The following is a 19735-nucleotide window of genomic DNA, read 5'->3' on the forward strand; positions in this document are numbered from 1 at the left end:
TCGCAAGATTCAAGTATTGTCCATTGAAAATTGAATATCTATATCAAATTCCATATGTAATTAATTACATATAGATAGTAACAAGAAAATAAACCGAAACGCTGTGAATATTTAATGAGTTAGGTCGAAAGACCAAAATAAGGTTAAGTTAATAAGGGCGCACGGTGGATGCCTTGGCACTAGAAGCCGATGAAGGACGTGACTAACGACGAAATGCTTTGGGGAGCTGTAAGTGAGCAATGATCCAGAGATGTCCGAATGGGGGAACCCGGCAGGTAATGCCTGTCACTCATTACTGTTAAGGTAATGTAGAGGAAGACGCAGTGAACTGAAACATCTAAGTAGCTGCAGGAAGAGAAAGCAAAAGCGATTGCCTTAGTAGCGGCGAGCGAAACGGCAAGAGGGCAAACCGAAGAGTTTACTCTTCGGGGTTGTAGGACTGCAACGTGGACTTAAAGATTATAGAAGAACTACCTGGGAAGGTAGGCCAAAGAGAGTAATAGCCTCGTATTCGAAATAGTCTTTATACCTAGCAGTATCCTGAGTACGGCGAGACACGAGAAATCTCGTCGGAATCTGGGAGGACCATCTCCCAACCCTAAATACTCTCTAGTGACCGATAGTGAACCAGTACCGTGAGGGAAAGGTGAAAAGCACCCCGGGAGGGGAGTGAAATAGAACCTGAAACCGTGTGCCTACAACAAGTTCGAGCCCGTTAATGGGTGAGAGCGTGCCTTTTGTAGAATGAACCGGCGAGTTACGATATGATGCGAGGTTAAGTTGAAGAGACGGAGCCGTAGGGAAACCGAGTCTTAATAGGGCGTATTAGTATCATGTCGTAGACCCGAAACCATGTGACCTACCCATGAGCAGGTTGAAGGTGAGGTAAAACTCACTGGAGGACCGAACCAGGGCACGTTGAAAAGTGCTTGGATGACTTGTGGGTAGCGGAGAAATTCCAAACGAACTTGGAGATAGCTGGTTCTCTCCGAAATAGCTTTAGGGCTAGCGTCGATGTTAAGTCTCTTGGAGGTAGAGCACTGTTTGGGTGAGGGGTCCATCCCGGATTACCAATCTCAGATAAACTCCGAATGCCAACGAGATATAATCGGCAGTCAGACTGCGAGTGCTAAGATCCGTAGTCGAAAGGGAAACAGCCCAGACCACCAGCTAAGGTCCCAAAATATATGTTAAGTGGAAAAGGATGTGGGGTTGCACAGACAACTAGGATGTTAGCTTAGAAGCAGCTATTCATTCAAAGAGTGCGTAATAGCTCACTAGTCGAGTGACCCTGCGCCGAAAATGTACCGGGGCTAAAACATATTACCGAAGCTGTGGATACCTTTATAGGTATGGTAGGAGAGCGTTCTATGTGCGAAGAAGGTGTACCGTGAGGAGTGCTGGAGCGCATAGAAGTGAGAATGCCGGTATGAGTAGCGAAAGACAGGTGAGAATCCTGTCCACCGTAAGACTAAGGTTTCCAGGGGAAGGCTCGTCCGCCCTGGGTTAGTCGGGACCTAAGGAGAGACCGAAAGGTGTATCCGATGGACAACAGGTTGATATTCCTGTACTAGAGTATATAGTGATGGAGGGACGCAGTAGGCTAACTAAACCAGACGATTGGAAGTGTCTGGCCAAGCAGTGAGGTGTGATATGAGTCAAATGCTTATATCTATAACATTGAGCTGTGATGGGGAGCGAAGTTTAGTAGCGAAGTTAGTGATGTCACACTGCCGAGAAAAGCTTCTAGCGTTAATTATACTCTACCCGTACCGCAAACCGACACAGGTAGTCGAGGCGAGTAGCCTCAGGTGAGCGAGAGAACTCTCGTTAAGGAACTCGGCAAAATGGCCCCGTAACTTCGGGAGAAGGGGCGCTGACTTATGGTCAGCCGCAGTGAATAGGCCCAAGCAACTGTTTATCAAAAACACAGCTCTCTGCTAAATCGTAAGATGATGTATAGGGGGTGACGCCTGCCCGGTGCTGGAAGGTTAAGAGGAGTGCTTAGCAATAGCGAAGGTATGAATTGAAGCCCCAGTAAACGGCGGCCGTAACTATAACGGTCCTAAGGTAGCGAAATTCCTTGTCGGGTAAGTTCCGACCCGCACGAAAGGCGTAATGATTTGGGCACTGTCTCAACGAGAGACTCGGTGAAATTTTAGTACCTGTGAAGATGCAGGTTACCCGCGACAGGACGGAAAGACCCCATGGAGCTTTACTGCAGTTTGATATTGAGTATCTGTACCACATGTACAGGATAGGTAGGAGCCTATGACCTCGGGACGCCAGTTTCGAGTGAGGCGTTGTTGGGATACTACCCTTGTGTTATGGCTACTCTAACCCAGATAGGTTATCCCTATCGGAGACAGTGTCTGACGGGCAGTTTGACTGGGGCGGTCGCCTCCTAAAAGGTAACGGAGGCGCCCAAAGGTTCCCTCAGAATGGTTGGAAATCATTCGCAGAGTGTAAAGGTATAAGGGAGCTTGACTGCGAGAGTTACAACTCGAGCAGGGACGAAAGTCGGGCTTAGTGATCCGGTGGTTCCGCATGGAAGGGCCATCGCTCAACGGATAAAAGCTACCCTGGGGATAACAGGCTTATCTCCCCCAAGAGTTCACATCGACGGGGAGGTTTGGCACCTCGATGTCGGCTCGTCGCATCCTGGGGCTGTAGTCGGTCCCAAGGGTTGGGCTGTTCGCCCATTAAAGCGGCACGCGAGCTGGGTTCAGAACGTCGTGAGACAGTTCGGTCCCTATCCGTCGCGGGCGTAGGAAATTTGAGAGGATCTGCTCCTAGTACGAGAGGACCAGAGTGGACTTACCGCTGGTGTACCAGTTGTTCTGCCAAGAGCATCGCTGGGTAGCTATGTAGGGAAGGGATAAACGCTGAAAGCATCTAAGTGTGAAGCCCACCTCAAGATGAGATTTCCCATGATTTTATATCAGTAAGAGCCCTGAGAGATGATCAGGTTGATAGGTTAGAAGTGGAAGTGTGGTGACACATGTAGCGGACTAATACTAATAGCTCGAGGACTTATCCAAAGAAAGTAACTGAGACATATTGACAACGATTTGGTTTCTTGATACAGTATAGATATTCAATTTTGAGTTGAGAATACTCAGAGTTAAGTGACGATAGCCTAGGAGATACACCTGTTCCCATGCCGAACACAGAAGTTAAGCCCTAGTACGCCTGATGTAGTTGGGGGTTGCCCCCTGTTAGATACGGTAGTCGCTTAGCGCAAAGGGAGTTTAGCTCAGCTGGGAGAGCATCTGCCTTACAAGCAGAGGGTCAGCGGTTCGATCCCGTTAACTCCCATAGGTCCCGTGGTGTAGCGGTTATCACGTCGCCCTGTCACGGCGAAGATCGCGGGTTCGATTCCCGTCGGGACCGTTCAAATAGAAATATTTGAGACTCGTTAGCTCAGTTGGTAGAGCAATTGACTTTTAATCAATGGGTCACTGGTTCGAGCCCAGTACGGGTCATATATGCGGGTGTGGCGGAATTGGCAGACGCACCAGATTTAGGATCTGGCGCTTAACGGCGTGGGGGTTCAAGTCCCTTCACCCGCATTATAGAAAAGTTAGCCGGCTTAGCTCAGTTGGTAGAGCATCTGATTTGTAATCAGAGGGTCGCGTGTTCAAGTCATGTAGCCGGCATAAAATGCGAACGTAGTTCAGTGGTAGAACACCACCTTGCCAAGGTGGGGGTCGCGGGTTCGAATCCCGTCGTTCGCTTGAGGAGCCGGGGTGGCGGAACTGGCAGACGCACAGGACTTAAAATCCTGCGAAAGGAAACTTTCGTACCGGTTCGATCCCGGTCCTCGGCATAATATAATAATGAGCACCCTTAGCTCAACTGGATAGAGTACCTGACTACGAATCAGGCGGTTAGAGGTTCGACTCCTCTAGGGTGCATTTTATCGGGAAGTAGCTCAGCTTGGTAGAGCACTTGGTTTGGGACCAAGGGGTCGCAGGTTCGAATCCTGTCTTCCCGATTTATGGCGGTGTAGCTCAGCTGGCTAGAGCGTCCGGTTCATACCCGGGAGGTCGGGGGTTCGATCCCCTTCGCCGCTATATATATGGATTTCTTGGACCTTTAGCTCAACTGGTTAGAGCACTCGGCTCATAACCGAGCGGTCGTAGGTTCGAGTCCTACAAGGTCCATATATTAATTATAATATTTGGAGGATTACCCAAGTCCGGCTGAAGGGAACGGTCTTGAAAACCGTCAGGCGTGTAAAAGCGTGCGTGGGTTCGAATCCCACATCCTCCTTATAATTAACGCGGGATGGAGCAGCTAGGTAGCTCGTCGGGCTCATAACCCGAAGGTCGTAGGTTCAAATCCTGCTCCCGCAATATGGCTCGGTAGCTCAGTTGGTAGAGCAATGGATTGAAGCTCCATGTGTCGGCGGTTCGATTCCGTCTCGCGCCATTTTGTTAAGCGGGTGTAGTTTAGTGGTAAAACTACAGCCTTCCAAGCTGTTGTCGCGAGTTCGATTCTCGTCACCCGCTTTATTTGGATATTATAGCCAAGCATTTGCTTGGGCGCGTAGCTCAGATGGTTAGAGCGCACGCCTGATAAGCGTGAGGTCGGTGGTTCGATTCCACTCGTGCCCATATTGGAGAATTACTCAAGAGGCTGAAGAGGACGGTTTGCTAAATCGTTAGGTCGGGTAACTGGCGCGGGGGTTCGAATCCCCCATTCTCCGTACTATTAAGACGAATTATCTTTTAGATAATTCGTTTTCTTTTTTTGAGGTGACAAAATGAAAAATAGTTTTTATCGATTTCTTCTTTATGGGTTTATTATTGTTCTATTTTTTGTAATGCTTTTTTCTTTTGTCTTTACTAATAAAAAATTAACGAAGGATATCTCATCTAATGTTTCGGGTTTCGTTACCAAAGTAGACTCAGTGGTTTCAGTTCCATTTACTGCTTTATCAAAATCTCATAATGTTATTTCTGATCTCTTATCAACCTATAATGAGAATCGAGATTTAAAAAAATCTTTATCAAATTTAGAAAATCAATCATCTATTATTTCTAACTTGCAAGAAGAGAACGATTCTTTAAGAGCTTCGCTTAATCTTTCGGACAAACTAAGTCGTGATAATGTTCTCACTGCTGAAGTTTCTATGCGACCTTCTGTGACTTGGTTAAAAGAGTTAACAATTAATGTCGGTAAGTCTAAGAATGTTAGTAAATCTATGTTAGCAACTTCTAATGGTGGAGTAATTGGTTTGGTAACTAAGGTATATGATGATACTACTACTATTTCTTTACTTTCTAGTAGTTCTAGTGATAGTTACCTTGCTTCTAGCGTCAAATCAGAGGATGATAACCATATTTTCGGGATTATATCTCGTTATGATAATAAAAAGAAGCTGTTAGAGATGACACAACTCAATTCATCTTCTAACGTTAAGGTTGGCACTGAAGTAGTTACAAGTGGTCTTGATGATGTATCAGTAAAGGATGTTCCAATTGGTACTGTAGACTCTGTGAGTGATTATGAAGGAAATCGTACGATTTTGGTGAAACCTTATGCTGATTTTGATAAAATTTCTTATGTTACTCTAGTTGGAGATGGTAAATAATATGAAATTATCCAAGTATTCTATTATTCCTTTCTTACTGAGTATTGTTCCTTTTCTATGGGATGGTCATATTTCGATGATATTTAATCATTATTTATCTCCTGAATTTTTTCTATCATCTCATCTTTTTATTATTTATATTTTCATCTTAACTCTTGATTTTCCAAATAAGTATTCCTTTCTTTACCTTGTTTATTTTGGATTTCTTTATGATACCTATTATTTCAAAACAGTTGGTATAGTAATTCTAACTTTGCCACTGTTATGCTATCTGTTAACTCAGCTAGGTCGAATTATTAAGAGAAATACCTATGTTGATTTTTTGTTAATGTTTTTATTCCTCTTTCTATTTGATACTATAAATTTTGGCTTTGCCTTATTTTATGGTTTCTCCAATGAGTCTGTGACGAATTTTATTATTTATCAACTAAGTCCTAGTATAGTGTTTAATCTTTTGATCTTTATCTTTATTAAACCTATTCTTGAAAAATTATTTTTGTATCTGTCAGTTGATAGATTTAAATAGAACTGTAATATTGGCGTAACAAAATTTGCGCCATTTTTTGATACAATTAAAAGGTCTTATCGAAAAGGAGTAGTATTTTATATTATGAAAAAACGTATTCTTTCAGCAGTGTTGGTAAGTGGTGTAACCTTATCAGCAGCTGCATCAGTACATGCAGAGGATTATGATTCGCAAATCGCTGCTGCAGATAACGCAATTAGTAACCTTGCTTCTCAACAAGAGACTGCACAAGCGCAAGTTGCTACAATCCAATCTCAAGTATCTACACTTAGAACACAAAAATCAGAATTGGAAACTAAAAATGCTGAACTTGAAAAAGTATCAGCAGATTTGGAATCTGAAATTCAAGAATTATCAAGTAAAATTGTAGCTCGTCAAGATTCTTTGGCGAAACAAGCTCGTAGTGCTCAACAAAATAATACTGCGACTAGCTACATCAACTCTATCTTGAACTCTAAGTCAATCTCTGAAGCTATTACTCGTATCACAGCTATTTCAAAAGTTGTTACAGCTAATAATGACATGTTGACAAAACAAGAGTCTGATCAAAAAGAGCTTGCTGCAAAACAAGAACAAAACCAAGCTGCTATTAATGAGATTGCAACTAATAAAGCAGAACTTGAAACTACAGAAGCTGGTTTGACAACTCAACAAGCAGAACTAGAAGCAGCACAAGTTGCTTTGGCTGCAGAATTGGCTACAGCTCAAGATGAAAAAACATCACTTGTTTCTGCTAAATCAACTGCAGAATCAGTGGCAGCTTCAACTGCAGCATCAGTTGCTCAATCTCAAGCAATTGCAGAATCAGAGGCAGCAGCACAAGCAGTAGCTTCTTCAGAAGCAGCAGCATTTGTAGCTCAATCAGAAGCGGCAGCAACTTCAGAAGCTACTGTTTCAGAAACAGCAACATCTGAAGTAGCACAAGAACCTGTTTCATCAGAAACTTCAGAAACTACTCAAGCGCCTGCTGCTCCAGCAACATCTGAAGCACAGCCAGAATCAGCTGCTCCAGCAGCTTCAGAAGCACCAGCTCCTGCTAGCGAAGCACCTGCAGCTTCAGAAGCACCAGCTCCAGCAGCTGAAACACCTAAAGTATCAGCTGCCTCAACTCCTAATACATATCCTGTTGGTCAATGTACTTGGGGTGCTAAATCATTAGCTTCATGGGTTGGTAATTACTGGGGTAATGCTAAAAACTGGATTGCTAGCGCACAAGCAGCTGGCCACTCAGTTGGTACAACTCCTGTAGCCGGAGCAATTGCGGTTTGGCCAAATGATGGTGGTGGTTATGGTCACGTAGCTTACGTAACATCAGCATCAGGTGCAAATTCAATTCAAGTTATGGAATCAAACTATGCTGGTAACATGTCAATCGGTAACTACCGTGGTACATTTGATCCAACATCTTCAGCTCATGGTGGTTCTGTATACTATATTTACCCATAATGACTACAAGAAGGCGATTCGAATTTTCTCGAATCGTTTTTTATTTTATAGCAAAATGTCTTTACTTTCTGGAATTACTTTTAGACGGGAAAATGTCGAGGTTAAGGTTAAATCTTTTTAGTCTTGTTAAGTTACTGTGACACCATTTATTTTGCATTGAAAATCAATCTAAAAAAAGGTAGAATGGTTTAGTAGATATTTTGGAGGAAATCATGTCTTATACGAATTTGAAGTTGTTTGCTTTATCGTCTAACCAGGAATTAGCAGCAAAAGTTGCTGATAAAATGGGTATTGAACTCGGAAAATCAAGTGTTCGTGAATTTTCAGATGGTGAGATTCAAGTTAATATTGAAGAATCTATCCGTGGTCATCACGTTTTTATTCTTCAATCTACAAGCTCTCCTGTAAATGATAACTTGATGGAAATTTTGATTATGGTTGATGCGCTAAAACGTGCAAGTGCAGAAACGATCAGTGTTGTTATGCCTTATTATGGTTATGCACGTCAAGACCGTAAGGCACGTTCACGTGAGCCAATCACATCTAAATTGGTTGCTAATATGCTTGAGGTTGCAGGTGTTGATCGACTTTTGACAGTTGACCTCCATGCTTCTCAAATTCAAGGATTCTTTGATATTCCTGTAGACCATTTGATGGGTGCTCCACTTATCGCAGATTACTTTGATCGTGCTGGTCTTACTGGAGATGATGTTGTTGTTGTTTCTCCAGACCATGGTGGTGTGACTCGTGCACGAAAACTTGCTCAATGTTTGAAAACACCAATCGCAATCATTGATAAACGTCGTAGTGTTGATAAAATGAACACTTCTGAGGTTATGAATATCATTGGTAACGTTGAAGGTAAAACATGTATCTTGATTGATGATATGATTGATACTGCGGGTACCATCTGTCATGCGGCGGATGCGCTTGCTGAAGCTGGTGCAACTCATGTCTATGCCTCATGTACTCACCCTGTATTGTCAGGTCCAGCACTTGATAATATTCAAAAATCTGCTATTGAGAAGCTTGTTGTATTGGACACGATTTATCTTCCAGAAGAACGTTTGATTGATAAGATTGAACAAATTTCAATTGCTGATTTGATTTCAGAGGCAATTATTCGTATTCATGAAAAACGTCCATTGTCACCTTTGTTTGAAATGGGCCATAAATAGACTAAAGCTAGCTTGGGCTAGCTTTTTTTGGTGTTTAAATGCGTTTGAGTTTTTGATATAATGTAAGGCATAATTGCAAAGAGGTGACAGTGATGGATTTAACACAACGTTTTAATAAAAATTTAGATAAGATTGAAGTTTCGATGATTCGTCAGTTTGACCAATCAATTTCAGATGTACCAGGTATCAAAAAGTTGACACTTGGTGAACCTGATTTTACGACTCCAGATCATGTGAAAGAAGCAGCTAAAGCTGCTATCGATGCTAACCAGTCTCACTATACAGGTATGGCAGGACTTCCTGCTTTGCGTCAAGCTGCGGCAGATTTTGTTAAGGAAAAATATAATCTTACTTATAACCCAGATAATGAAATATTGGTGACTATTGGAGCTACAGAAGCCCTTTCTGCAACATTGACTGCTATTTTGGAGCCAGGAGATACGATTCTTTTACCTGCACCAGCCTATCCTGGATATGAGCCGATTGCAAATTTAGTTGGTGCTGAAATTGTTGAAATTGATACAACAGCTAATGATTTTGTTTTGACTCCGGAGATGTTAGAAAAGGCAATTTTGGAGCAGGGAGATAAGCTTAAAGCTGTTTTGCTTAACTACCCAACTAACCCAACAGGTGTGACTTACTCACGTCAACAGATTAAAGATTTGGCTGAAGTTCTGAAAAAATACGATATTTTTGTTGTTAGCGATGAAGTTTACTCTGAGCTAACTTATGTGGACCAACATGTATCTATTGCTGAGTATTTGCCAGAACAAACGATTTTGATTAATGGTTTGTCTAAATCTCATGCGATGACGGGCTGGCGTATTGGTTTGATTTTTGCACCTGCAGTCTTGACGGCTCAGTTGATTAAGAGTCACCAGTATTTGGTAACAGCTGCAGCTACTATGGCACAATTTGCAGCTATTGAAGCCTTATCTGCTGGTAAAGATGATGCCCAACCAATGAAAGTTGAGTATTTGAAGCGTCGTGATTATATTCTTGAAAAAATGACTGAACTTGGTTTCAAAATTATTAAACCTGATGGTGCTTTCTACATCTTTGCTAAGATTCCAGAAGGCTATACTCAAGATTCCTTTAAGTTCTGTCAAGACTTTGCTCGTGAAAAAGCTATTGCGATTATCCCAGGGGTTGCTTTTGGGAAGTATGGCGAAGGCTATGTTCGTTTGTCGTATGCAGCTAGCATGGATACTATTGAAACAGCTATGACTCGTTTGAAAGAGTTTATGGAAGAGCATGCAGAAGCTTGAGAGTAGAGGGCTTGTCCTCTTCAATCGTAATTATCGTGAGAATGATAAGCTAGTTAAGATTTTTACCGAGCAAGCTGGGAAACGGATGTTTTTTGTTAGAGGTGGTGGGTCAGGTAAATTAAGTGCTGTGATTCAACCTTTAACCATCGCTGAATTCATGATGACTGTAAATGATGAGGGCTTATCTTTCATAGAGGATTATAGCCAAGCAGAATCCTTTAAGGAAATTACAAGCGATATTTTCAAGCTGTCTTATGCGACTTATTTAGCTGCTCTGACGGATGCTGCTATTGCTGACGGTGTGGCAGATGCGCAATTATTTGCATTCTTGGAGAAGACGCTTGAATTAATGGAAGAAGGCTTGGATTATGAAATCTTGACTAATATCTTTGAGATTCAGGTTTTAGACCGTTTCGGTGTACGATTGAATTTTCACGAGTGTGTCTTTTGCCATCGTGTAGGCCTTCCTTTTGATTTTTCGTATAAGTTCTCGGGGCTACTTTGTCCAAATCACTATGCAGAGGATGAAAGGCGTAGTCACTTGGATCCTAATGTACCTTATCTTTTAGATCGTTTTCAGGGGCTTTCTTTTGAGGAATTGAGAAGCATATCTGTTAAGGATGACATGAAACGAAAGCTACGACATTTTATTGATGACCTCTATGATAATTATGTTGGAATACATCTTAAAAGTAAGAAGTTTATTGATAATCTAAATTCTTGGGGTCATATTATGAATAAAGAAGATAGTGCTGACTAGACATTATCTTCTTTTTGTTTCACGTGAAACAGGAAAGTAATGGTTTTCAGTCTCAGGGGTTAAAATGCAAGTCAGTTCGTGCTATAATAAGAAGATAATAAGCTGAAAGACTCTGCTAGAAACAGTGAACTACTCTATTTTAGTTACATAATATTTTATTGATAGAAATCTGAGTTTATGTTTTATGGCAGAGGACGAGAGGGAGAATGCTATGCATGTAATTGCAGTAGATGCTATGGGTGGCGATAATGCGCCACAAGCAATTGTAGAGGGTGTCAACCAAGCTATAGCAGATTTCAAAGATATTGAAATCCAGCTTTATGGTGATGAAGCTAAAATTAAGACCTATTTGACAGCGAATGAACGTGTGAGCATTGTGCATACTGATGAAAAGATAAATTCGGATGATGAGCCAGCTAAAGCCATTCGTAAGAAGAAAAAAGCTTCAATGGTCTTAGGTGCACAGGCTGTTAAGGAGAAAAAAGCAAGTGCCGTGATTTCTGCGGGAAATACAGGTGCCCTTCTGGCTGTAGGTCTCTTCGTGGTCGGACGTATTAAGGGAGTTGAGCGTCCAGGTCTTATGTCAACAATGCCAAGTTTTACTGGTCAACCCTTTGATATGCTTGATTTGGGTGCTAATGCGGAAAATACATCTAGTCATTTGCATCAATATGCTATTTTAGGATCTTTCTATGCTAAAAATGTGCGTGGAATTGCCAACCCTCGTGTAGGTCTCCTTAATAATGGGACTGAGGAAACAAAGGGGGATAGTCTTCGTAAGGAGGCTTTTGAGCTCTTATCTAAGGAGCCAAGTATTAACTTTGTTGGTAATGTTGAGGCGCGTGAAATTATGTCTGGAGCTGCTGATGTGGTAGTTGCTGATGGTTTCACAGGAAATGCAGTTCTCAAGGCAATCGAGGGAACGGGACTTGGTGCCATGAAGACTCTTAAGTCAGCTATCATGAATGGTGGTCTTAAAGCTAAGTTAGGTGCCTTCCTATTGAAAGACAGCCTAAAAGGTATGAAAGAGACTATGGATTACTCTAGCGCTGGAGGTGCGGTTCTCTTTGGTCTTAAAGCTCCTGTAGTAAAATGTCATGGATCTAGTGATGCTAAGGCGGTTTACTACACCATTAAGCAGGTTCGTACGATGCTTGATACTAAGGTTGTTGAGCAGCTAGTTGAAGCCTTTAGTCCGAAAGAGGAGGCTAACTGATGAGTAGAGTAGAAATTCTTCAGAAAATGCAGCTCGTTATTCAAGAGCAGATGGGTAAAGAGGACATTGTTTTAACCGAAGCTACCAAATTAGATGACTTGGGTGTGGATTCAATAGAGCTTATGGAATTCATTATTAATTTGGAGGATGAGTTCGACCTTGAGATTTCCGATGATACTATTGACCATATGGTTAAGGTAGCTGATTTGTTGGACTATTTGTCTGAGGAATTGAATAAAGAATAAGAAAGCTAGACGTAATAATATAATCGTTGTGTACTATACGATTGTTATTTTGTTGGAGTGAGGCAAGAAACTAAATGTTATATGGATTTAGTTCTGTCACACTCCTTTTTTCTATACATTATTTATTAAGAAACTCTAAAAAAGAACTAAAACACGAACGTTGTTTTTTTACCCAAGTAATAAAGTTTGCTATATGTTGGTTTTTGGATTCTGGTGTGGTATAATTAAGACGAATAAACTTGAAAGGCGAACAATTCCATGTCAAACCAACTGATTTATACTGGGAAAGCTAAAGATATTTATAGTACAGAAGACGAAAATGTGATTAAGTCGGTCTATAAGGACCAGGCAACCATGCTTAATGGTGCTCGTAAGGAGACTATTAAAGGAAAAGGTGTGCTAAATAATCAGATTTCGTCTCTTATTTTTGAAAAATTGAATGCTGCGGGTGTAGCTACTCACTTTATCGAACGTATTTCTGATACCGAACAACTTAACAAGAAAGTTACTATCATTCCTTTGGAGGTTGTTCTTCGTAATGTGACTGCGGGTTCTTTCTCTAAACGTTTTGGCGTTGAAGAAGGTTTGGACTTGAAAACTCCAATCGTTGAATTTTACTACAAGAACGATGATTTGGATGACCCATTCATCAATGATGAGCATGTGAAGTTCTTGGATATTGCCAATGATGAACAAATTGCTTATATCAAGGAAGAAACGCGTCGTATCAATGAATTACTAAAAGATTGGTTTGCACAAATTGGTCTTCGCTTGATTGACTTTAAATTGGAATTTGGTTTTGATAAGGATGGCAAGATTATCTTGGCAGATGAATTCTCACCAGATAACTGCCGCCTTTGGGATGCTGAAGGGCACCATATGGACAAGGATGTTTTCCGTCGTGATCTTGGTAGCTTGACAGATGTTTATGAAGTTGTATTGGAAAAATTGCAAGGATTGAAGTAGCCTTTTACAAATAGAATACTTGGTCTTCACTACAATCTTTAAGTAGAAATAGATAAAGGAAATAAAATGGATAAACGTATTTTCGTTGAGAAAAAAGCTGATTTTCGTGTGAAATCTCAGTCTTTAGTAAAAGAATTAAAGCATAATCTTCAGTTGAAAACTTTGAATGATCTTCGTATTGTTCAGGTTTACGATGTCTTTAATTTGGCAGAGGACTTGTTTGCGCGTGCGGAAAAACACATCTTCTCTGAGCAAGTGACTGATACTGTTTTGGACGAGGCTGCGGTTAAGGCTGATCTTGAGAAGTATGCTTTCTTTGCTATCGAAAGTTTGCCCGGTCAATTTGACCAACGTGCGGCATCTTCACAAGAAGCTTTGCTGTTGCTTGGTAGTTCAAATGACGTAACAGTGAACACAGCGCAATTGTACTTGGTTAACAAGGATATTGATGCGAATGAGTTGGAAGCTGTCAAAAACTACCTTTTGAACCCAGTGGATTCTCGTTTCAAAGATATCACTGTTGGCATTGCTAAACAGGATTTCTCTGAGTCTGACAAGACCATTCCAAGCTTGGATTTCTTTGAAACTTATACGGCAGAAGATTTTGCTAAGTATAAGGCTGAGCAAGGATTGGCAATGGAAGTGGATGACCTTCTCTTCATTCAAGATTACTTCAAATCCATTGGACGTGTACCAACTGAGACTGAGTTGAAGGTTTTGGATACTTACTGGTCTGACCACTGTCGTCACACGACTTTCGAAACTGAGTTGAAAAACATCGACTTCTCAGCTTCTAAATTTGAAAAACAATTGCAAGCGACTTATGACAAGTATATTGCCATGCGTGATGAGTTGGGACGTACAGAAAAACCTCAAACCTTGATGGATATGGCGACTATTTTTGGTCGTTATGAGCGTGCTAATGGTCGTTTGGATGATATGGAAGTGTCTGATGAAATTAATGCCTGCTCAGTTGAAATTGAAGTGGATGTCAATGGTGTGAAAGAACCATGGCTTCTCATGTTCAAGAATGAAACCCACAACCACCCAACTGAAATCGAACCATTTGGTGGAGCGGCTACTTGTATCGGTGGTGCCATTCGTGACCCATTGTCAGGTCGTTCATACGTTTACCAAGCTATGCGTATCTCAGGTGCTGGTGATATTACAACACCAATTGCTGAAACTCGTGCTGGTAAATTGCCACAACAAGTGATTTCTAAAACAGCGGCACACGGTTATTCTTCATACGGTAACCAAATTGGTTTGGCAACAACTTATGTTCGTGAATACTTCCACCCAGGTTTCGTTGCTAAGCGTATGGAGCTAGGTGCAGTTGTCGGTGCGGCTCCTAAAGAAAATGTTGTCCGTGAAAAACCTGAAGCAGGTGATGTGATTATCTTGCTTGGTGGTAAGACTGGACGTGACGGTGTCGGTGGTGCGACAGGTTCTTCTAAAGTTCAAACGGTTGAATCTGTTGAAACAGCTGGTGCTGAAGTTCAAAAAGGGAATGCCATCGAAGAACGTAAGATTCAACGTCTTTTCCGTAATGGGGATGTGACACGTCTTATCAAGAAATCAAATGACTTTGGTGCTGGTGGTGTATGTGTGGCTATTGGTGAATTGGCAGATGGTCTTGAAATTGATCTAGACAAAGTGCCATTGAAATACCAAGGCTTGAACGGTACAGAAATTGCCATCTCGGAATCTCAGGAACGTATGGCTGTAGTGGTTCGTCCAGAAGATGTAGATGCCTTCGTTGCTGAATGTAATAAAGAAAATATTGATGCTGTTGTCGTTGCGACAGTAACTGAAAAACCAAATCTTGTCATGCACTGGAATGGTGAAACAATCGTTGATTTGGAACGTCGTTTCCTTGATACAAACGGTGTACGTGTGGTTGTAGATGCTAAGGTGGTTGACAAGGATGTCAAGCTTCCAGAAGAACGTCAAACATCTGCTGAAACCCTTGAAGCTGATACTCTTGAAGTCTTGGCTGACCTTAACCATGCCAGTCAAAAAGGTTTACAAACCATCTTTGATAGTTCAGTTGGTCGTTCAACAGTCAATCATCCACTCGGTGGTCGCTACCAAATCACACCAACGGAAGCTTCTGTACAGAAATTGCCAGTCCAACATGGCGTTACAACAACTGCTTCTGTTATGGCGCAAGGATTCAACCCTTATGTAGCAGAATGGTCTCCATATCATGGCGCTGCCTATGCAGTAATCGAAGCAACAGCTCGTTTGGTTGCTGCTGGTGCAAATTGGTCTAAGGCTCGTTTCTCTTATCAAGAATATTTCGAGCGTATGGATAAACAAGCAGAGCGTTTTGGTCAACCAGTATCAGCTCTCCTTGGATCAATCGAAGCTCAGATTCAACTTGGTTTGCCATCTATCGGTGGTAAAGACTCTATGTCTGGTACCTTTGAAGAATTGACAGTACCACCAACCTTGGTTGCTTTTGGGGTAACAACTGCAGATAGCCGTAAGGTTCTTTCTCCAGAATTCAAAGCTACTGGTGAAAATATTTACTACATTCCTGGTCAAGCTTTGGCACAAGAAATTGACTTCGATCTTATCAAGTCTAACTTTGCTAAGTTTGAAGCCATCCAAGCTGACTATAAAGTCAGATCTGCATCAGCTGTCAAATATGGTGGTGTGGTTGAAGCTCTTGCCCTTGCAACATTTGGTAACCATATTGGTGCCACTGTAACCCTTGAAAATCTTGAGACTGCCTTGACAGCTCAATTGGGTGGATTCGTCTTCACATCTCCGGAAGAGATTTCAGGTGTTGCCAAGATTGGACAAACAGCAGCTGACTTTACACTTACTGTCAATGGTGTAACGCTTGATGGACACAAACTTGACAGTGCCTTCCAAGGTAAATTGGAAGAGGTTTACCCAACGGAATTTGCACAAGCAACTGAGTTGGAAGAAGTACCAGCTGTGGCATCAGATGCTGTGATCAAAGCTAAAGAAACAGTTGAGATACCAGTGGTTTACATCCCAGTATTCCCAGGTACTAACTCTGAGTACGATTCAGCTAAGGCCTTTGAAAAAGAAGGTGCAAAAGTTAACTTGGTACCATTTGTAACACTTAATGAGGAAGCTATTGTCAAGTCTGTTGACACCATGGTTGACAATATCGAAAAAGCTAACATTATCTTCTTTGCAGGTGGCTTCTCAGCAGCGGATGAACCAGATGGATCAGCTAAATTTATCGTTAACATCTTGCTCAATGAAAAAGTACGTGCAGCCATTGATAGCTTCATCGAACGTGGTGGTTTGATTATTGGTATCTGTAACGGATTCCAAGCCCTTGTTAAATCAGGTCTTCTTCCATACGGTAACTTTGAAGATGCAAGCAGCACTAGTCCAACCCTCTTCTACAATGATGCCAACCAACACGTGGCTAAGATGGTTGAAACACGTATTGCCAACACGAACTCACCATGGCTTGCTGGAGTAAAAGTTGGTGACATCCATGCCATCCCAGTATCACACGGTGAAGGTAAATTTGTCGTGACAGCTGAGGAATTCGCAGAGCTTCGTGACAATGGTCAAATCTTTACCCAATATGTTGACTTTGAAGGTAAACCAAGCATGGATTCTAAATACAATCCTAACGGATCTGTAAATGCTATCGAAGGTATCACAAGTAAGAACGGTCAAATTATTGGTAAGATGGGTCACTCAGAACGTTTTGAAGACGGTCTCTTCCAAAATATTCCAGGAAATAAAGACCAACACCTCTTTGCGTCAGCGGTTAAATACTTTACTGGAAAATAGGACTGGAGTGACTAGGACGATTGGTGTGTTTTGAGAAGTAAAAGAAGGCTTGTGAAGTATTTGAATAAATTAATTGATATACCTGATGTTGAAAAAAAGATTCAATTGAAAAAAATATTATCTAGAGAGATGAAAGTAATGAAGGAGGAATTAAAGCCAAGAAAGTGTTTGCTTTGTGATAAAGATACTACAAGTTTTTGTAACTCTCACACCATTCCACGGTTATCGTTAAAAAATATTTCTGAGACTGGTAAGTTGACTCAAGCAGGTTATTTAATAGGGAGCGATCTGTCAGATAATGATAAGGGAGTGAGTAATTCGGGAACAATACAAATTATCTGTCGTAAATGCGATTCATTTTATTTTCAGGAATATGAAAATGAAATGAATCTCATGTCTTATCCTAGCGATAAAATGTTATCACAACTTGCGTTGAAAAATTTCCTTTTGGAATTAGTTAGAAGAAGAGAGGAAAAATATTTTTTTGAAAAATCAATGTCTGATAATACGATTAAGAAAGCTTTATACATAAGGATACCGGAGATTTCTAATAAAACATTAGAGAATACATCTCAAAAAATAAAGGATTTTCACAATTCTTTTGATTATGATATTGAAGATTTTCAAAATGAAATTTTACTCCATAAAACTGCTATTGAAGACAATCTTAAAGGAGCATATCAAATTATTTTTCATGAGGTGCTCCCCTATAAGACACCAATTGCGTTTCAAGGATCATTAACTTTGATTAGAGATATGTATGGATATCCAGTGAATGATACGAATAACCATTCAAAAAATAATCGTATTCAGAAGTTGCATCTAGCTATTTTACCATTAAAAGAAAAGACAACGGTGCTAGCTTTTTATCATAAAAGGGATAGGAAATATAAATCTCTAAAAAGTCAATTTAATAGTAGCGCTCGATTGAAGAAACTGGATTTTCTTAATTATTTAATATTTGCCTATACTGAAAACTATTACTTTAGCCCGAAAATTAAAGAAAAAATTAGAACAAATGATAAGCTTGTGTTACTTAGTCAAGAACTTTTCGGTAAACCTAATTTGGGTCAGTATGTAGGAGTTGATAGTTATAAGAGAGTCGAGCCAGACGAAATTCCTAATTTTCTTTTAGAAGAGTGGGCTATAATATAAAAATAAATAAAAGGTATAAAAAATGACATACGAAGTTAAATCTCTTAATGAAGAATGTGGTGTTTTTGGTATCTGGGGTCACCCGGATGCTGCCAAATTAACTTATTTCGGACTTCACAGTCTCCAACACCGTGGTCAAGAGGGAGCAGGAATTCTCTCAAATGATGCGGGTCAATTGAAGCGTCATCGTGATATGGGGCTTCTCTCAGAAGTTTTCCGTGATCCAGCCAACTTGGATAAGCTAACTGGAACGGCTGCTATCGGTCATGTTCGTTATGCGACTGCTGGTGAAGCTTCTGTAGACAATATTCAACCATTCATGTTTAAGTTTCACGATGGACAGCTTGGTCTTGCTCATAATGGGAATTTGACTAATGCAGAGTCACTAAGACATGAGTTGGAGAAAAATGGAGCTATCTTAAACTCAACTTCTGACTCAGAAATCTTAGCTCACTTGATTCGTCGTAGCCACAACCCATCATTCATGGGTAAAGTAAAAGAAGCTCTGAGCACTGTTAAAGGTGGATTTGCTTATCTTCTTATGATTGAGGACAAGCTTATTGCAGCTTTGGATCCAAATGGCTTCCGTCCCCTTTCTCTTGGTAAGATGAGCAATGATGCTATCGTGGTTTCATCTGAAACATGTGCCTTTGAGGGTGTTGGTGCAGAATGGATTCGGGATGTAAATCCAGGTGAGGTTGTTATCATCGATGATAATGGCATCACTTACGATAACTATACAACGGATACGCAATTGGCTGTTTGTTCGATGGAGTATATCTACTTTGCCCGTCCTGATTCAAATATCCAAGGGGTCAATGTCCATACAGCTCGTAAACGTATGGGGGCTCAATTGGCACGTGAATTCAAACATGAAGCAGATATAGTCGTTGGTGTGCCTAATTCATCACTTAGCGCAGCCATGGGATTTGCGGAAGAATCAGGCTTGCCAAATGAAATGGGTTTGATTAAAAACCAATACACTCAACGTACCTTTATCCAACCAACACAAGAATTGCGTGAGCAAGGAGTTCGTATGAAGCTCTCTGCCGTATCAGGTGTTGTGAAAGGAAAACGTGTGGTTATGATTGACGACTCTATTGTACGTGGGACAACATCACGTCGTATCGTTAATTTGCTAAAAGAAGCAGGAGCAACAGAGGTCCACGTAGCAATCGGTAGCCCAGCCCTTGCCTACCCATGTTTCTACGGTATCGATATTCAAACACGTAAGGAATTGATCGCCGCCAATCATACGGTTGAGGAAACACGCGAAATCATTGGTGCGGATAGCTTGACTTACTTGTCCATTGATGGCTTGATTGATTCTATTGGAATTGACACAGATGCACCAAACGGTGGCCTTTGTGTGGCTTACTTTGATGGTAAATATCCAACACCATTGTATGACTACGAAGAACGCTATTTGGAAAGTTTGAAAGAACACACTTCTTTCTATTAAGAGCAGTGCAGAAGAAAAAAGAGGAAAAAATTATGTCTAAAAATGCTTACGCTTCACGTCTCACTACTGACTAAAAGCTAAAGCATTTGTCAGTAGACACTTTGCCCTATGGGGTCAAAGCT

12 protein-coding genes, 17 tRNA genes and 2 rRNA genes are annotated in these 19735 nt (G+C 41.1%); all 31 read left to right on the forward strand.

Annotation, left to right across the window (positions count from 1 at the left end):
* Positions 1–141 precede the first annotated feature (141 nt).
* Positions 142–3041, forward strand: a 23S ribosomal RNA gene (locus NSQ79_RS00085).
* An 83-nt stretch (positions 3042–3124) separates the two neighbouring features.
* Positions 3125–3240 (forward strand): 5S ribosomal RNA (rrf, locus tag NSQ79_RS00090).
* A 5-nt stretch (positions 3241–3245) separates the two neighbouring features.
* Positions 3246–3318 (forward strand) — tRNA-Val (locus NSQ79_RS00095).
* Between the two features lie 2 nt (positions 3319–3320).
* Positions 3321–3393, forward strand: a tRNA-Asp gene (locus NSQ79_RS00100).
* 19 nt (positions 3394–3412) lie between these two features.
* Positions 3413–3485, forward strand: a tRNA-Lys gene (locus tag NSQ79_RS00105).
* A 5-nt stretch (positions 3486–3490) separates the two neighbouring features.
* A tRNA-Leu gene (locus tag NSQ79_RS00110) sits at positions 3491–3572 on the forward strand.
* A 14-nt stretch (positions 3573–3586) separates the two neighbouring features.
* Positions 3587–3659: transfer RNA gene (locus NSQ79_RS00115), tRNA-Thr, on the forward strand.
* A 6-nt stretch (positions 3660–3665) separates the two neighbouring features.
* A tRNA-Gly gene (locus NSQ79_RS00120) sits at positions 3666–3737 on the forward strand.
* Between the two features lie 6 nt (positions 3738–3743).
* Positions 3744–3829, forward strand: a tRNA-Leu gene (locus NSQ79_RS00125).
* Positions 3830–3843: 14 nt separating this feature from the next.
* A tRNA-Arg gene (locus tag NSQ79_RS00130) sits at positions 3844–3917 on the forward strand.
* A 6-nt stretch (positions 3918–3923) separates the two neighbouring features.
* Positions 3924–3997 (forward strand) — tRNA-Pro (locus tag NSQ79_RS00135).
* Between the two features lie 5 nt (positions 3998–4002).
* Positions 4003–4076: transfer RNA gene (locus NSQ79_RS00140), tRNA-Met, on the forward strand.
* A gap of 16 nt (positions 4077–4092) precedes the next feature.
* Positions 4093–4166, forward strand: a tRNA-Ile gene (locus NSQ79_RS00145).
* A gap of 19 nt (positions 4167–4185) precedes the next feature.
* A tRNA-Ser gene (locus tag NSQ79_RS00150) sits at positions 4186–4275 on the forward strand.
* 9 nt (positions 4276–4284) lie between these two features.
* Positions 4285–4358 (forward strand) — tRNA-Met (locus tag NSQ79_RS00155).
* A gap of 3 nt (positions 4359–4361) precedes the next feature.
* A tRNA-Phe gene (locus NSQ79_RS00160) sits at positions 4362–4434 on the forward strand.
* 9 nt (positions 4435–4443) lie between these two features.
* Positions 4444–4514 (forward strand) — tRNA-Gly (locus tag NSQ79_RS00165).
* A gap of 31 nt (positions 4515–4545) precedes the next feature.
* A tRNA-Ile gene (locus tag NSQ79_RS00170) sits at positions 4546–4619 on the forward strand.
* Between the two features lie 4 nt (positions 4620–4623).
* Positions 4624–4711 (forward strand) — tRNA-Ser (locus tag NSQ79_RS00175).
* Between the two features lie 57 nt (positions 4712–4768).
* Positions 4769–5599: a rod shape-determining protein MreC gene (mreC, locus tag NSQ79_RS00180; RefSeq protein WP_013989878.1), complete on the forward strand. Its 831-nt coding sequence runs from the start codon at positions 4769–4771 to the stop codon at positions 5597–5599.
* A gap of 1 nt (position 5600) precedes the next feature.
* Positions 5601–6125 carry a rod shape-determining protein MreD gene (gene mreD, locus NSQ79_RS00185; protein WP_049527614.1) on the forward strand — a complete coding sequence of 175 codons (525 nt, stop codon included), beginning with the start codon at positions 5601–5603 and terminating at the stop codon, positions 6123–6125.
* 84 nt (positions 6126–6209) lie between these two features.
* Positions 6210–7571, forward strand: coding sequence for a CHAP domain-containing protein (locus NSQ79_RS00190; RefSeq protein ID WP_339313676.1), 1362 nt, complete (start codon positions 6210–6212; stop codon positions 7569–7571).
* Positions 7572–7783: 212 nt separating this feature from the next.
* Positions 7784–8749, forward strand: coding sequence for a ribose-phosphate diphosphokinase (locus NSQ79_RS00195; protein WP_002886286.1), 966 nt, complete (start codon positions 7784–7786; stop codon positions 8747–8749).
* 92 nt (positions 8750–8841) lie between these two features.
* Positions 8842–10017: a pyridoxal phosphate-dependent aminotransferase gene (locus tag NSQ79_RS00200; protein ID WP_049527609.1), complete on the forward strand. Its 1176-nt coding sequence runs from the start codon at positions 8842–8844 to the stop codon at positions 10015–10017.
* Positions 10004–10777 carry a DNA repair protein RecO gene (gene recO / locus NSQ79_RS00205; protein ID WP_049527607.1) on the forward strand — a complete coding sequence of 258 codons (774 nt, stop codon included), beginning with the start codon at positions 10004–10006 and terminating at the stop codon, positions 10775–10777. The genes NSQ79_RS00200 and recO overlap by 14 nt, the downstream gene beginning before the upstream one ends.
* Positions 10778–10988: 211 nt before the next feature.
* A complete protein-coding gene (gene plsX, locus NSQ79_RS00210; RefSeq protein ID WP_164332330.1) occupies positions 10989–11993 on the forward strand; it encodes a phosphate acyltransferase PlsX in 1005 nt (334 codons plus the stop codon).
* Complete coding sequence (locus tag NSQ79_RS00215; RefSeq protein ID WP_004181960.1) at positions 11993–12238, forward strand: phosphopantetheine-binding protein; 246 nt, start codon at positions 11993–11995, stop codon at positions 12236–12238. Before plsX ends, NSQ79_RS00215 begins: the two co-directional genes overlap by 1 nt.
* A 258-nt stretch (positions 12239–12496) precedes the next feature.
* Entirely contained in the window at positions 12497–13204 is a 708-nt protein-coding gene (purC, locus tag NSQ79_RS00220) for a phosphoribosylaminoimidazolesuccinocarboxamide synthase (RefSeq protein WP_002886293.1), read from the forward strand.
* A 66-nt stretch (positions 13205–13270) separates the two neighbouring features.
* Entirely contained in the window at positions 13271–16996 is a 3726-nt protein-coding gene (locus NSQ79_RS00225; RefSeq protein WP_061652479.1) for a phosphoribosylformylglycinamidine synthase, read from the forward strand.
* Between the two features lie 51 nt (positions 16997–17047).
* Complete coding sequence (locus tag NSQ79_RS00230; RefSeq protein WP_049527599.1) at positions 17048–18151, forward strand: hypothetical protein; 1104 nt, start codon at positions 17048–17050, stop codon at positions 18149–18151.
* Between the two features lie 22 nt (positions 18152–18173).
* Complete coding sequence (gene purF / locus NSQ79_RS00235; protein ID WP_014633732.1) at positions 18174–19613, forward strand: amidophosphoribosyltransferase; 1440 nt, start codon at positions 18174–18176, stop codon at positions 19611–19613.
* Positions 19614–19735: the final 122 nt, after the last annotated feature.

Origin of the sequence: Streptococcus sp. FSL W7-1342, assembly GCF_037966635.1 — a bacterium.
GTDB classification, from domain to species: domain Bacteria; phylum Bacillota; class Bacilli; order Lactobacillales; family Streptococcaceae; genus Streptococcus; species Streptococcus salivarius_D.

What these genes read in the sequence shown, in the direction of transcription:
- mreC (WP_013989878.1), top strand. Translation starts at nt 4,769, where the DNA reads ATGAAAAATAGTTTTTATCGATTTCTTCTTTATGGGTTTATTATTGTT.
- NSQ79_RS00225 (WP_061652479.1), top strand. Translation starts at nt 13,271, where the DNA reads ATGGATAAACGTATTTTCGTTGAGAAAAAAGCTGATTTTCGTGTGAAA.
- NSQ79_RS00195 (WP_002886286.1), top strand. Translation starts at nt 7,784, where the DNA reads ATGTCTTATACGAATTTGAAGTTGTTTGCTTTATCGTCTAACCAGGAA.
- NSQ79_RS00215 (WP_004181960.1), top strand. Translation starts at nt 11,993, where the DNA reads ATGAGTAGAGTAGAAATTCTTCAGAAAATGCAGCTCGTTATTCAAGAG.
- purF (WP_014633732.1), top strand. Translation starts at nt 18,174, where the DNA reads ATGACATACGAAGTTAAATCTCTTAATGAAGAATGTGGTGTTTTTGGT.
- recO (WP_049527607.1), top strand. Translation starts at nt 10,004, where the DNA reads ATGCAGAAGCTTGAGAGTAGAGGGCTTGTCCTCTTCAATCGTAATTAT.
- mreD (WP_049527614.1), top strand. Translation starts at nt 5,601, where the DNA reads ATGAAATTATCCAAGTATTCTATTATTCCTTTCTTACTGAGTATTGTT.
- plsX (WP_164332330.1), top strand. Translation starts at nt 10,989, where the DNA reads ATGCATGTAATTGCAGTAGATGCTATGGGTGGCGATAATGCGCCACAA.
- NSQ79_RS00200 (WP_049527609.1), top strand. Translation starts at nt 8,842, where the DNA reads ATGGATTTAACACAACGTTTTAATAAAAATTTAGATAAGATTGAAGTT.
- NSQ79_RS00190 (WP_339313676.1), top strand. Translation starts at nt 6,210, where the DNA reads ATGAAAAAACGTATTCTTTCAGCAGTGTTGGTAAGTGGTGTAACCTTA.
- purC (WP_002886293.1), top strand. Translation starts at nt 12,497, where the DNA reads ATGTCAAACCAACTGATTTATACTGGGAAAGCTAAAGATATTTATAGT.